The sequence below is a fragment of the Methylobacterium gnaphalii genome (assembly GCF_007992215.1).
In the GTDB taxonomy this organism is placed as follows: domain Bacteria; phylum Pseudomonadota; class Alphaproteobacteria; order Rhizobiales; family Beijerinckiaceae; genus Methylobacterium; species Methylobacterium gnaphalii.
In genome coordinates this window covers 38,442-51,889 of record NZ_BJZV01000012.1, presented here as the reverse complement: position 1 = coordinate 51,889, position 13,448 = coordinate 38,442, and the positions used below count along the sequence as shown (strand labels likewise).

Annotated in this window: 13 protein-coding genes; 3 read left to right on the top strand and 10 right to left on the bottom strand. The window is 66.2% G+C overall.

Annotated features, from left to right (window positions below):
- Positions 1-119: 119 nt before the first annotated feature.
- Positions 120-1,211, top strand: coding sequence for a glycosyl transferase family 90 (locus MGN01_RS11810; protein WP_170245957.1), 1,092 nt, complete (start codon positions 120-122; stop codon positions 1,209-1,211).
- Positions 1,212-1,259: 48 nt separating this feature from the next.
- Here the strand turns inward: MGN01_RS11810 and purH are convergent, their stop codons facing one another.
- From purH to MGN01_RS11795, 3 genes are all read right to left on the bottom strand, one after another.
- A complete protein-coding gene (gene purH, locus MGN01_RS11805) occupies positions 1,260-2,858 on the bottom strand; it encodes a bifunctional phosphoribosylaminoimidazolecarboxamide formyltransferase/IMP cyclohydrolase (protein WP_147046819.1) in 1,599 nt (532 codons plus the stop codon).
- A gap of 194 nt (positions 2,859-3,052) precedes the next feature.
- Positions 3,053-4,777: a heparinase II/III family protein gene (locus MGN01_RS11800; RefSeq protein ID WP_147046818.1), complete on the bottom strand. Its 1,725-nt coding sequence runs from the start codon at positions 4,775-4,777 to the stop codon at positions 3,053-3,055.
- Between the two features lie 144 nt (positions 4,778-4,921).
- On the bottom strand, positions 4,922-6,298 hold the full coding sequence (locus tag MGN01_RS11795; RefSeq protein ID WP_147046817.1) for an RsmB/NOP family class I SAM-dependent RNA methyltransferase: 1,377 nt from the start codon (positions 6,296-6,298) through the stop codon (positions 4,922-4,924).
- A gap of 93 nt (positions 6,299-6,391) precedes the next feature.
- Between MGN01_RS11795 and MGN01_RS11790 the strand changes: the two genes are divergently transcribed.
- Complete coding sequence (locus MGN01_RS11790; protein WP_147046816.1) at positions 6,392-6,604, top strand: DUF1674 domain-containing protein; 213 nt, start codon at positions 6,392-6,394, stop codon at positions 6,602-6,604.
- 12 nt (positions 6,605-6,616) lie between these two features.
- On the opposite strand, the gene MGN01_RS11785 is transcribed toward MGN01_RS11790, so the two are convergent.
- The 3 genes from MGN01_RS11785 to bluB all read right to left on the bottom strand — a co-directional run bounded on the left by MGN01_RS11785 (position 6,617) and on the right by bluB (position 8,731).
- Positions 6,617-7,132, bottom strand: coding sequence for a L,D-transpeptidase (locus tag MGN01_RS11785; RefSeq protein WP_147046815.1), 516 nt, complete (start codon positions 7,130-7,132; stop codon positions 6,617-6,619).
- A 269-nt stretch (positions 7,133-7,401) separates the two neighbouring features.
- On the bottom strand, positions 7,402-7,917 hold the full coding sequence (locus MGN01_RS11780) for a L,D-transpeptidase (RefSeq protein ID WP_147046814.1): 516 nt from the start codon (positions 7,915-7,917) through the stop codon (positions 7,402-7,404).
- Between the two features lie 178 nt (positions 7,918-8,095).
- Positions 8,096-8,731 (bottom strand): 5,6-dimethylbenzimidazole synthase, encoded by a 636-nt coding sequence (gene bluB, locus MGN01_RS11775; RefSeq protein WP_147046813.1) that lies wholly within the window; start codon positions 8,729-8,731, stop codon positions 8,096-8,098.
- A 384-nt stretch (positions 8,732-9,115) separates the two neighbouring features.
- Between bluB and MGN01_RS11770 the strand changes: the two genes are divergently transcribed.
- On the top strand, positions 9,116-9,490 hold the full coding sequence (locus MGN01_RS11770; RefSeq protein ID WP_147046812.1) for a DUF2794 domain-containing protein: 375 nt from the start codon (positions 9,116-9,118) through the stop codon (positions 9,488-9,490).
- 59 nt (positions 9,491-9,549) lie between these two features.
- Here MGN01_RS11770 and MGN01_RS11765 read toward each other — a convergent pair whose 3' ends face one another.
- The 4 genes from MGN01_RS11765 to purL all read right to left on the bottom strand — a co-directional run bounded on the left by MGN01_RS11765 (position 9,550) and on the right by purL (position 13,441).
- Positions 9,550-10,452, bottom strand: a complete 903-nt coding sequence (locus MGN01_RS11765; protein ID WP_147046811.1) for an NAD(P)/FAD-dependent oxidoreductase — start codon at positions 10,450-10,452, stop codon at positions 9,550-9,552.
- A gap of 119 nt (positions 10,453-10,571) precedes the next feature.
- Positions 10,572-10,913, bottom strand: a complete 342-nt coding sequence (grxD, locus tag MGN01_RS11760) for a Grx4 family monothiol glutaredoxin (protein ID WP_147046810.1) — start codon at positions 10,911-10,913, stop codon at positions 10,572-10,574.
- 33 nt (positions 10,914-10,946) lie between these two features.
- Positions 10,947-11,183, bottom strand: a complete 237-nt coding sequence (locus MGN01_RS11755) for a BolA family protein (RefSeq protein ID WP_147046809.1) — start codon at positions 11,181-11,183, stop codon at positions 10,947-10,949.
- 32 nt (positions 11,184-11,215) lie between these two features.
- Complete coding sequence (gene purL, locus MGN01_RS11750; RefSeq protein WP_147046808.1) at positions 11,216-13,441, bottom strand: phosphoribosylformylglycinamidine synthase subunit PurL; 2,226 nt, start codon at positions 13,439-13,441, stop codon at positions 11,216-11,218.
- Between the last annotated feature and the right edge of the window lie 7 nt (positions 13,442-13,448).

Genomic DNA, 13,448 nt, shown 5'->3' with positions numbered 1-13,448 from the left:
CATTTTAGACGCTGTGCTTGCCGCCGTTTGCTCGCGATCCTCTCACCGATTGTGCGGCCGATGGGCGGTGCCGCGATCGGCGTGTGTGAATAGGGCCTCGAATGCAGGACGTGAAACGGTTGTGGCAATCGTTCGGTGCGGCTGCGCGCAAGCGTAAGGCCACCGCACTGGAACGGGATCCCGCCTATGTCGAAGCGGAAACTCGACGCCTCCTCACCACCTTCGTGGACGGTGACCCGCGGCCGTTCAGCGCCACGCTGTCCGCCTATTTCGGCAGACCGGCGACGATCACCTACGACGAGACCGAACGCTTCGGCAGACTGAGCTTCCGGCTGCGCTACGAGAACGACCAGCTGGAATTCGTGTTCTTGCCCCAGCCGAGTCTCGACGACGTCGCCAAATGTCTATTCGAGCGTTTCAAGGGATCGATCGCGCTCTTCGCTGCGCTTGCGAATACGAGGCTGCCGCTGCCGATCGATGCTGTCTTCAACATGAACGATGACGGCTGCGACGATGGCTTCGCCTTCTGCGCCAACCACGAGACCTTCACGCTGATCCCCGACAACTTCTTCCTCGATTCGCGAGGCTATGCCGATGCGCGCGAGCATTTCCAGGCCCGCGCCGTTGCCTGGGATGACCGGCGCGACGCGGTGGTGTGGCGGGGCATCTCATCAGGGCAACTCGTCGGCACGAACCCGGAGCTGCCGCGGGTCGCCCTCTGTCGGATGTGCCGGGCCGACACGTCCGGCGTCTTCGACGTCGGGTTGACTGCGATCGCAGCGCAGGGGGAGGCGGATCGCGAGCGCATCGAGCAGTTAGGGCTCATGGTCCCGCCCATGCCGTGGACCGAGTTTGGGCAGTACCGCTACCATATCGACATCGACGGCCATACGAATTCGTGGCCGGGTTTGATGCTCAAGCTCCTGACCGGCGGCCTCGTGTTCAAGGTCGATCCGCCCTTCGGTCATCGGCAGTGGTTTTACGATCGCCTGCGCCCGTTCGAGAACTACGTCCCCGTTCGCAGCGATCTCGGCGACCTGTTCGAACTGGTCGCGTACTTCAGATCGCGCCCCGAACTTGCCCACGAAATCGGGCGCCAGGGACAGCAATTGGCGCTGTCCATGACGATGGAGGCGGAACTCGACTACGGCGTCCGAGCGATCATCGGGCGGCAGATCCGAGACGCCGTCCGATCAGGAGCGGCTTGCTGACGAAACACAACGGGCGATCCACCGACCGGCTTTGCGTCGATCGGGTCTTCAATGCCGGAAATGGCGCGTCCCCGTGAAAACCATCGCCAGCCCGGCCTCGTCGGCAGCGCGGATGACCTCGTCGTCGCGCATCGAGCCGCCAGGCTGGATCACGGCAGTGGCGCCGGCCTCTGCGGCAGCGATCAGGCCGTCGGCGAAGGGGAAGAAGGCGTCGGAGGCCACCACCGAGCCTTTGGCGAGGCTTTCCGCGGCGCCGATGCGCTTGGCGCCCTCGGCAGCCTTCCAGGCGGCAATGCGAGAGGAGTCGACGCGCGACATCTGCCCGGCACCGATGCCGACCGTGGCCCCGGCGCGAGCATAGACGATGGCGTTCGACTTGACGTGCTTAGCCACCTTGTAAGCGAAGCGCATGTCCGCGAACTCAGCCTCGCTCGGCTCCCGCCGCGTCACGACACGCAGCGGCATGTCGTCGACCACTGCGCTGTCGCGGCCCTGGATCAGGAGGCCGCCCGCGAGCGTGCGCACGATCTCACCCGCCGCGCGAGGATCGGGGAGGGCACCGGCCAACAGGAGCCGGAGGTTCTTTTTCGTGCCGACGATTGCCATGGCCTCGTCCGAGGCGTCCGGAGCGATGATCACTTCCGTGAAGATCTCGACGATCTTCTTCGCAGCCTCGACGTCGAGCGTCCGGTTGAGCGCGACGATGCCGCCAAAGGCTGATGTCGGATCGCAGGCCAAGGCCTGCTCGTAGGCTTCCAGCAGGCTCGACGCCTCCGCGACACCGCAGGGGTTGGCGTGCTTGATGATCGCCACGGCCGCCGAGCATGCCGGGTCGAACTCGGCAACGCATTCATAGGCGGCGTCGGTGTCGTTGAGGTTGTTGTAGGACAACGCCTTGCCCCGGATCTGGCGTGCGGTGGCGATGCCGGGACGCGCGATGCCGGGCGAGCGATAGAAGGCCGCCGACTGGTGCGGGTTCTCGCCGTAGCGCAGGCTCTGGCCGAGGTTTCCGCCGAAGGCCCGGAAGGCGGGAGCGTCCTCTTTGCCGATCTCTCCGGCGAACCAGTTGGCGATCGCGGCGTCGTAGGACGCGGTGCGCGAGAACGCCTTCTGAGCGAGCCTGCGGCGCATCTCGGAGCCGATGGCGCCGTCATGTGTCTGCAACTCGGCGAGAACGGTAGCGTAATCCGCCACGTCGACCACTACAGCGACGTCGGCGTGGTTCTTGGCTGCGGCGCGGATCATCGCGGGGCCACCGACGTCGATGTTCTCGATGCACTCGTCGAAGGGCCGTCCGGCCTCCAGGGTCGCCTCGAATGGGTACAGGTTGACCACGAGCAGGTCGATTGCCTGCAGACCATGAGCGGCAAGCGCGGCCTGATGCTCGGGATTGTCTCGGATCGCCAGCAGTCCGCCATGCACGGCCGGATGCAGCGTCTTGACCCGCCCGTCCATCATCTCGGGGAAGCGGGTGAGCTCGGAGACTTCGGTGACGGGCAGGCCGGCTTCGGCCAGCGCCTTATGCGTTCCGCCAGTCGAGACGAGGGCGATGCCACGTTCGGACAAGGAGCGAGCGAAGTCGACGAGCCCGGTCTTGTCCGAGACCGAGAGGAGGGCGCGGGTAACGGGGGTTGTGTCGCGCGGCATCGGGCGTGTCCGGTCGTCGGTCCATCGGTGATGCGCGCCGGTAACACGAAACCCACCGGCGGAACCAGCGCGTGCGACGCAACATGAGCGGCGTCCTGTCATTATGGGGCCAAGTGACGGCCTGATTCGTCACTTCAGAGTGCGTTCGGCCTTCCTTTTTCTATCTGCGCAGAGGAGGTGGTGCCTTCGCGAGATCAGGCGGCTACCGGCTCCCTGTGTTCGAATGCCCAGTGCACGCGAGCCTCGTTCGCCAATCCCAGGTGCAAAACGATCTGCTTGCTGCGTTGAGGGCCGGCGACGCCGGCAAAGAAGACGCTGCTCTCAATCGCAACCTCCGCGCCTTCCGACGAGAACATCCAGGTCCCGCCGAGCGGCGTCGTCAGCACCAGACGCCCGTTCTCGCCACCCTCGACGCTGACCGTCGGATGCAGATGGAAACGGATGGCGACGTCGCGCGCTCGGGGTCTACCCCGACCTTCGCGCAAAAAGGAGTCCTCGCCTTGGAGGCGGTTGCCGTCGGTCGACAGCTCCCAGCGCCGCTCGTGGACCACCCCGAACGGATATTGATAGCCATCGTGGCGGCCCGCGAGGATGGAGCGCCCGGGCTCATTGCGTCGGTCGATCGCTACGGGGCTTGGCCCGCGCAGGATAATCGGCCCCCAACGCCTCAGAAGCCACCGTCCGACCAGCCGGCGACCCCACCAGCCGTCTTCGTCGGTGAGGAAGCGACAGGAGGAGGTCCCCGCGACAGTGGCCGTGGAGTGGGCCGCCGTGCTCCGTGACATGCGACGCTGTTCGCCTCCGCTGGCTGGTGCGCCGCAATTGACAACGATCCGTTGCAGGCCGCTCGACATCTCAAAGGAGAGGCAGCCCGCGCAGGCCAACTTGGAATAGGATTGTCGGGGCGGCCCGCCGACGTCGGCCACGAGCACGACCCGGCCACCTTCCAGCCGCTCGTAGCCGGAGAAGGGCGCGTGCCGCATGGTTTCGACCATGGCGCCGTCGTAGATGAGCAGCGTGGTGAGATGGTCGGCATCCGTGGTGCCCATGCCGTTGAAATGGCTGAGCGACGCGTCGGGATGCCGCATCAGGCGCAGCATCGGCAGCATCCGGTCAATGGCGCGCAGCAGCGCCTCCGGCGGCTCCAGACTGCGGCTGAGGTAGCTCTGGCGCAATGGCAACAAGTCGAGCAGCAGCTCGACCGCGAAGCGCGCATTGCGGCTGCGGTGGCCGCCATCGGGCAGGATCTGGCGGTCGAGCTCCCGTGACAGCACGCGCGTCGCCCGCCGCAGGATCGGTTGTAGCCCTTCGCAGCACAGGCCAGCATAGCAGAGAGCCACCGCCGCCAGCAGGCGCGATGGCCGCTCGGTGCCGCGCCGTATGGCGCGCTCCAAGTCGCGCGCGCTGCGCCCGATCGCCTTCAGGAAGGCCTGGTAGAAGGTGTGGTCGGCCCCCTCCAGCACCAACGGGGACTGGCACAGGAATGAGATCAGCCGCCGCGCGGCGATCGGAACCGGCCGGGCGAGGGCGGGATCGCCGCGGTTGGCGAGGAAGTCTGAGACAAAGGCGCGGGCATTTGCGCGAGCGAGCGCGGTGTCGGCGGCGCGCAGGTGGCGTAGCCATCCGAAGCCGTAGAGAACCTCGGCCCATTCGGGAGAGGGCGGGTCGTAATCGAAGGGCGAGCGGCCGCTGACCGAGAGCGAGCGACCGGCAAAGACGAACAGGCCGGAATAGATGTCGTCGGCGAAAGTCGCGTCGCTGGTGCGCAGGTCGTGCGGCGCGATGACGAGCGCCGTGACGCGTGCGCCCGCGAGCAGGTCTGGAGGAGCGGTAAGGCGCGCAATGGCGCCGCGCATCGTGCGTACCGCCTCGCGCATGGCGAGCCGATACAACACCCAGCGCTCATGGCCGCGCGCCACGTCGTACCCTCTCTCTGGTGTGTCGGGATTGCCCCGTCGGGACGCTGACGACCGGCCTTCCGGCCTTTCCCTCAAACTAGCGCCTGCCTCTTAACCATCGGCTAACGCTGTGTCTTCCCAGGGGCGCCCCTCGGAAGACGACCATCATGCAATCCGCCGGAGACGTGTCGCGAAGAAGCCGTCGAGGCCACCGCGGCGCGCAACGGTCTCGCCGCTGGACAAGAGCGGAAGATGGCAGGGGAGAGTGCGCAGATCGCCGTGCCTGCCGACCATCTCGGTCTGTCCCGCGACCTCATTCGCGGTCACGGGGATCCGCTCGAAACCGGGGTGCCGGCTCAGGAAGGCGTCTGCCTGGGCTTCACCCTCCTCAGGCTCCAGCGAGCAGGTGCAGTAGACCAGCCGCCCGCCTGGCTTCACCAGGGCGGCGGCCTTGTCGAGGAGGCGGCGCTGCAGGTCGGCGAGGCGGCCGAGATCGGCTTCGGTCTTGGTCCAGGCAACGTCGGGGTGACGGCGGATCGTGCCGGTGGCCGAGCAGGGCGCGTCAAGCAGTACGGCGTCGAACGCGCCATCCTCGTTGAGAGCGAGAGCATCCCCGACGCGGACCTCCGCGCTCAGGCCGAGGCGTTGGAGGTTCTTTCGCAGACGGTCGAGGCGCGCGCCCGAGCGATCGACGGCGACGACTGTAGCGCCGGCGGCAGCGAGCTGCGCGGTCTTGCCGCCCGGCGCGGCACAGAGATCGGCAATCGTCTCTCCCGATACCGCCCCGAGCAGACGGGCCGGCAGTGCCGCGGCGGCATCCTGCACCCACCAGGCGCCCTCGTCGTATCCGGGCAGTGAGACGACCGGCGCATCGACATCGGTGAGCCGGACGCTGCCGAGGCCGAGCGCCACTCCGCCGACCCGCTCTGCCCAGGCGGCCGTATCGGCCCGGATGGTGAGATCTACCGCTGCGCCTTCGAGATGAGCGGCCGCGATTCGGCGGGCGGCATCTTCGCCGTAGGCCGCTCGCCAGCGGGCGGCGAGCCAATCCGGCGTGTTGGTGTCGAGCGGGTCGCCGCCGGCCGCGAGGATAGCATTACGCTCGCGCGTAAGGCGCCGGAGGATTGCGTTCACAAGGCCCGCCAGATGGCCGAGATCCGGATCGGCCTTGGCGAGCCGCACCGAGAGATCGACCGCAGCGTGGTCGGCCACGGCGAGATCGAGGATTTGAGCGGCGCCGGTGGCAAGGAGTGCCAGGAGGCGTGGCTGATCCTCCGGCAATCCCTGGCTCATGCGCTCGGCGAGCACGCTCCGCAGGAGGCCGAAGCGCCGGAACGTTGCCGTCGCGATAGCGCGTGCGAGCGCCGCCTCGCCCGGATCAAGCCTCCCGCCGGCCTGGGCAAGCGCGTCCTCTAGGGCGAAGGCGCGTCCCTTCCCGAGCAAAGCAGCGACGGCCTCGTGGGCGGTGCGACGCGCTGCGAGTCCGGCCACGGCCCCGTCCGATGTGTCGCTCGACGAGGCCGCGTTGCGGCGAGGGGTCATGAATGCCACTTTCGGGGTGCGTGCTGCGATGTCTTGCCGGACGCACTCCCATCCGCAGCCGCGCGATGCAAGGGATCGATGACGAGGACTTCGATGAATGACGAGACCTTGCCCCGCGAGGAGGCCGCGCCGCGCAAGCTGAGCCCGGCGGCGCAGCGCGCCCTTGCCGAGGCAGCCGAGCGGCGCGCGGCGATCGATGCCCGCGCGGCTGAGATCGCTGCCAAGCGCGAGACCAGCGGCCGCGGCGGCCTTGAACCGGTCCGCTACGAGGATTGGGAGGTCAAAGGCATCGCCGTCGACTTCTGACGGTGATGGTTCTCAGCGCACCACGGTAACCTGTGTGCCCACCGAGACCCGCTCGAACAAGTCGGTGATGTCCTGGTTCAGCATGCGGATGCAGCCGTAGGATGCGAAGCGACCGATGGATTCCGGTCGGTTGGTGCCGTGGATCGCATATTGGCCACCGCGCAGGGTCATCGCAGCGACGCCCATCGGGTTGCCCGGCGTTCCGCCGCGGATCAGGTTCGGTAGATGGGGATGGTCGCGCTTCACCACGGCCGGCGGCGACCAGTCGGGCTGGTAGTACTTGCCGTCGATCATGGTCTGACCCGCCCATTGCTTGCCCGGCTTGCCCACGGCGACGGGATAGCGGATTGCGGTGCCGTCACCGTTGACGAGGTAGAGCCGCCTCTCCGAAGTCCGCACCACCACAGTACCGGGCATGCCGCTGCCCGTGAACGGAACGACTTCTCGTGCCTGCGCCGGAGCGGCTACGAACATCCCGGACCACAGAGCGGCAACCAGGCCCGCGGCCGGCAAAGACTTCCCAAACATCGAACTCAACCCTTCGAACACAGTGTCATTCGTAGAATTGTGTTCGATCAAGTTTGAGATTTGCTTGCTAGCGATTTGTTCGACAGCAAGGACTCGCTATTTTTTGTTCATTGATAAGGCGATGCGCGCAATTTTTGTCGATCAATACAGTTTAGTGAAAGGCATTGTTAATACTAGTGGATTGATTTTCTATTGATGTCCCAAAAGCAAAAACACCGCGAGCGAGGTATCGCCCTCGACCGCGGTGCCAATGTTAAAAACCGTGAAATCTAACGAGTGACGTAGACCTGCGTGCCGACAGAAACGCGCTGGTAGAGATCCGTGATGTCCTGGTTGTACATACGGATACAGCCGTAGGACGCAAAAGTGCCGATCGAGTTCGGACGGTTGGTGCCGTGGATGGCGTATTCACCCCCACGCAGCGTCATGGCGGCGACGCCCATCGGGTTGCCGCGCGTTCCACCGCGGATGATGTTCGGCAGGCCAGGATGGTCGCGCTTCACGTCAGCGGGCGGTGACCAATCCGGCTGAAAATACTTGCCGTCGATCTCCGTGCGTCCGGCCCATTGCTTGCCGGGCTTGCCGACGGCGACGGGGTAGCGGATCGCCGTGCCGTCCCAGTTCACGAGGTAGAGCCGGCGCTCGGAGGTCCGCACGACCAGCGATCCAGCCAGTCCCGGCTCGTTGAACGGAACAATCTCGCGCGCCTGGACCGGCGCGGTTGCAAAAAAGCCGGCAGTCATCGCGCCGGCGACACAAACGGCCAATCTCCCTGTCCCGAACATCGGATTTCGTCCTTCAAGCGTGACCTTACGCGACGGGACAATTCGCAGCGAAGCTTGTCGTTCCTGTTACCCGGCATGGTTACGCGTCGGCGAATTACGTAATTCCAGGTGGAGGGCTAACAAGCCGTAGTCGAACTCAGTCGAGTCCGGCCAAACCTGAGTCGAAGACTCGTAAGATTCAGCGTTCGGTCAGTCGAGCAGAACCCGGCAGCCGCTCCTGCCACCCATGCCGGACGAGCTCAGGGTCGCAATGCTCCTCCACCGGATAGCCGACGCAAAGATAGGCGACGAGCCGCCAGGAGCGGGGTAGGTCGAGGAGCTGCGTCACCGCCTCGGGCTCGAGGATCGAGACCCAACCGACCCCAATGCCGTGCGCCCGGCTGGCGAGCCAGAAGCTGTGGACGGCAGTCACCACCGAGTAGCGCAGCATCTCCGGCATCGTGTCCCGACCGAGGCGATGGCCCGCCTCCGTCGCCTCGTCGCAGAACACCGCCAGATGCACGGGCGCCTCGCGCAGACCTTCGAGCTTCAGGCTGGCATAGAGGTCGCGCCGCTCATCCGCGTAGGAGGCGCAGGCCGCCGCATTGCAACGGGCAAAAGTCTCGACGACGGCCGCGCGGCGACCGGGATCTGAAACCCGCACGAAACGCCAGGGCTGGCTGTTTCCCACCGAAGGAGCGAGGCTCGCCAGAGCGAGGCAGGTTGCGAGCGTGCCCTCGTCGATCGGATCGCTGCGGAAGCGGCGCACGTCCCGGCGCCACGCGAACAGGTCGGCGAGACGGTCGCGAAAGGCGGCGTCGAATTCGGGAGGCAAGGTCTTTGGTTCCGACGGGCGGGATGTCCGACGGTTCAGTCTAACGAATTCGTGAGCGGTACGTCGGACAAAAAAGAGGCGGCGCTCCGGAGAGGCCGCCTGAAGTCCTTGGGTCTCGAAACCTCGGAGTGTCGGACGCGAGCCGTATCCTCGGCGACCGCCGCGGGCTGGGGAGCTGGGGTGCGGGGCCGCCTCGGGGCCCGAGGCCGACGAGGTTCCAAGTGACAGTCAATCGTTTCAGCAAGGCGCTGCGAGGGCGAGAACGCGGCGACACGATGGCCGAGTGTTTCGCCTCGTTGCGGGCGCCCGACGGGCTTGCGAGCCAGCAAAGGTAGCCCCATCATCCCGGTCCGGCCGCTGCGGCGGCCTCGCACGGGAGAGACGATGAGCGAGTGGCACAGCGTCGATACGCAGAGCGAGGACCCGAGTTCTCGCGTGATCCCGTTCCCGTCCGGTGCGTCAACTCCGCAAATCGCCTTCGATCGTACAGAGTTGAGAACCATCTTCAATCTTTACGGCCGCCGCGTGGCCGAGGGCGAATGGCGCGACTATGCCCTCGACTTTCGTAGGGACAAGGCGGTCTTCTCGATCTACCGGCGCAGCTCCGAGATGCCACTCTACCGGATCGAGAAGGATCCGAAGCTTGCCCGCCGGCAGGGTGCCTATGCCGTGATCGCCGCGAGCGGACTGGTGCTGAAGCGCGGGCACGACCTAGCCCGCGTGATCGCCGCGCTGGAGAAGCCGCTGCGGGCGGTGTGAGACGGGTTTGTCGGTTAGGCGCGCATCTCGGATGACGCCAGCCGCATCGCTATCGGCCTTTATGCCGTATCCTCCGCAATCAGCTCCATGTTGATCGCGAACGCCGCCATGGCGCCCTCGGCCGCCGCGACGACCGCGAACTGGACCCGGCGTGAGGCATCGCCGGCCACGAACAGGCCAGGCACGTTGGTCTTCTCGTAGTCGTTCTTAGTCGGCACCACGCCGGTCTCTTTGATGTCGCAGCCGAGCTGCCTTAGGAGATGCGAGGGCTCACAATCGACCGGCATGAGGAAGACACCCGAGCAGGGGATCGTCTGTCCGTCCTGGAATGTCAGCCTCTCCGCCTGCTGCCCGTCGCCCGATAGCCGTGCGATCGGCGTCTCGACAATCCGTATGCCGTTGCGCGCGAGCCGTTCACGATCCTTCGCGTCGAGGCTCTCGTCAGCGCCGTCCGTGCAGAGCGTGACGTTACGGCTCCAGCAGCTCAGCTCCAGAGCGAGCCCGCAGCTGGCATGGCCACGGCCATAGGCGACGATGGCCTGATCGCGGTTCTCGTAGCCGTCGCAATATGGGCAGGAATGGACCCCGGTGCCCCAGTAGGTCTCGAACCCCTCGACTTTGGGCAGATCCTGCCGAAGTCCTGTGGCGAGGATCAGCCGCCGCGCGCTCTCGCGGGTGGCGTCCGCAAGCTCGACCTCGAAGCCTCGTTCTCCACGCCGTGCCGCGACCACTTCGATCTCGCGGCGCTCGACCGTGTCGTAGCGGTCGAGGTCGGCATGCGCCTGTTCGCGCAGGGTGAAGGGTGGCGTGCCGTCACGCGTGAAGACGCCCCATGTCAGCGGGGTCGCCGCATTGCGCGGGTTTCCTGCATCGCAGAGCAGCACGTCGCGGCGGCAGCGGCCGAGGATCAGCGCCGCATTGAGCCCAGCCGGGCCTCCACCCACGATGATGACATCGCGCATTGCTCAGTCCTCCCTCGCGCAAGGGACGCCGGAGGAGCCTGTTTCGTTGCCTCGTAACCTGATCCTCGCACGAAAAAAGGCGCCGAAGCGCCCTTCTCGTTCTTGCTGATGCTCTTCGATCAAGCGGCGGCGCTGTTCTTCACCGGGATGCCCTTCTCGGCAAGAAAGCTCTGCAACTCGCCGGACTGGAACATCTCGCGGGCAATGTCGCAGCCGCCGACGAACTCGCCCTTCACATAGATCTGCGGGATGGTCGGCCAGTTGGAATAGGCTTTGATGCCCTCGCGGATGCTCATGTCATCGAGCACGTTCACGCTCTTGAACGGCACTTCCAGGTAATTGAGGATCTGCACGACCTGACCTGAGAAGCCGCACATCGGGAACTGCGCGGTGCCCTTCATGAACACGACCACGTCCTGTGACTTGATCTCGTTCTCGATCGCGGTGTTGACGTCGCTCATCGTCTTGTCCTCGTGTGCAGCTCGGTTTCTGACCTAATCCTGGGGTACGCCTGTGGTCAGCGCAAGGGCGTGAAGTACGCCGCCCATGCGCCCCTGCAGTGCGCCGTACACCATCTGGTGCTGCGCCACCCGTGTCTTGCCCTTGAAGGCCGAGGAGATGACCGTGGCGGCGTAGTGATCGCCATCGCCGGCGAGATCCTTGATCTCGACCTGCGCGTCGGGCAGCGCCTCGCGGATCATTGTCTCGATCTCGCGCGCATCCATCGGCATCGGGGTGTCTCCAGGGTCGAAGTCGGTTCGGATCAGGTGGCGGGCGGGGCCGGCTGACTCGCCATGTAGGCCGGGAACCAGCTCTCATTGGCCGCGCGAAGCTCAGCGACCGGTATGGTCTCGCCGTCGGGCAGCGTCAAACCGCTCCCGCCCGTCGTTCCGATACGGGTGGCAGCGATGCCCTGCGCTTGCGCACTGTAGAGCAAGTCGTCGGCTGCGGCTGCCGGGACCGAGAGCAGGTATCGGCCCTGGTCCTCACCGAACAGCCACGCATGGGGCACCGGGCCGGCATCGGCTCCGGCCAGGGTTGCCCCGCGATCGCCGGCCATCGCCATCTCGGCGAGCGCCACGGCGAGGCCGCCGTCGGAGAGGTCGTGGACCGTGTCCGCGATGCCGCCCAGGATCAGGCTGCGTACGAAGTCGCCGGTCTTACGCTCGGTCGCCAGATCGACCGGGGGAGGAGCGCCTTCTTCGCGTCCCGCGATCTCGGAGAGGTAGAGCGACTGGCCAAGCCAGCCTTCGGTCTCGCCGAGCAGGACGAGCACGTCGCTGTCGCGCTTCAACGCGAGGGTCGCGTGGACGGCCACATCGTCGAGCACGCCGACGCCGCCGATGGTCGGGGTGGGCAGAATGCCGACGCCGTTGGTCTCGTTGTAGAGCGAGACGTTGCCTGAGACGACGGGGAAGTCGAGGGCGAGGCAGGCCTCGCCGATGCCCTTCAGGCAGCCGACGAGCTGGCCCATCACTTCGGGCTTCTCCGGATTGCCGAAGTTGAGATTGTCGGTGATGGCGAGCGGCTGGCCGCCGACAGCGGTGATGTTGCGCCATGCCTCCACCACAGCCTGTCGGCCGCCCTCGACAGGGTCGGCCTCGCAGTATCGCGGCGTCACGTCGGTGGAGATGGCGAGCCCCTTGGGGCCGTCCTCGACGCGTACGATCGCTGCGTCGCCGCCGGGCTTCTGGACCGTGTTGCCGAGAATGTAGTGATCGTACTGCTCGTACACCCAACGCTTCGAGGCGAGCTCGGGCGAGCCGATCAGCTTGCGCAGGGCCTCGCCGTTCGAGACAGGCGCGGCGACATCCGTCGCCTTCACCACGGGCTGATGCGTGTTGGCAATATGCGGGCGGTCGTAGAGCGGGGCCTCGTCGCCGAGTTCCTTGATCGGCAGGTCCGCGACAGTCTCGCCGTTCCACTTGATGACGAAGCGCAGCGTGTCGGTGGTGTGGCCGATCACTGCGAAGTCGAGACCCCATTTCACGAAGATCGCCTCGGCCTCGGCCTCCATGCCAGGCTTGAGCACCATGAGCATGCGCTCCTGGCTCTCCGAGAGCATCATCTCGTAGGGTGTCATGCCGGCTTCGCGCACCGGCACGGCGTTGAGGTCCAACTCGACGCCAAGATCGCCCTTGGCCCCCATCTCCACGGCCGAGCAGGTGAGGCCAGCCGCGCCCATGTCCTGAATCGCGATGACGGCGCCAGAGGCCATCAGCTCGAGGCAGGCCTCGAGCAACAGCTTCTCGGCGAAGGGGTCACCGACCTGCACGGTCGGACGCTTTGCCTCCGTCTCCTCGTCGAACTCGGCCGAGGCCATGGTCGCGCCGTGAATGCCGTCGCGGCCGGTCTTGGAGCCGAGATAGACGATCGGGTTTCCGACACCGGTGGCCGCCGCGTAGAAGATGCCATCCGTCTTCGCGAGGCCGACGGCCATGGCGTTGACCAGGATGTTGCCGTCGTAGCGCTTGTGGAAGCCGACGAGGCCGCCAACCGTTGGCACGCCGAAGGAATTGCCGTAGCCGCCGACGCCCGCGACGACACCCGAGACAAGGTGGCGGGTGCGCGGATGATCCGGCGAGCCGAAGCGCAGGGCGTTCAGCGCCGCGATCGGCCGCGCGCCCATCGTAAAGACGTCTCGGAGAATACCGCCGACGCCGGTCGCTGCACCCTGGTAAGGCTCGATGAAGCTCGGATGGTTGTGGCTCTCCATCTTGAAGACGCAGGCCAGCCCGTCGCCGATATCGATGACGCCCGCGTTCTCGCCCGGCCCCTGGATCACCCATGGCGCCTTGGTCGGCAGCCCGCGAAGATGCTTGCGCGAGGACTTATACGAGCAGTGCTCGTTCCACATGGCGGAGACGATGCCGAGTTCGGTCAGCGTCGGGTCGCGACCGATCAAGCCGCGAAAGCGGTCGTACTCGTCGGGCGTCAGGCCGTGCTGGCGCACGAGCTCCGGCGTGATCGGGACGTCGTTGCGAAACATTCGGTCT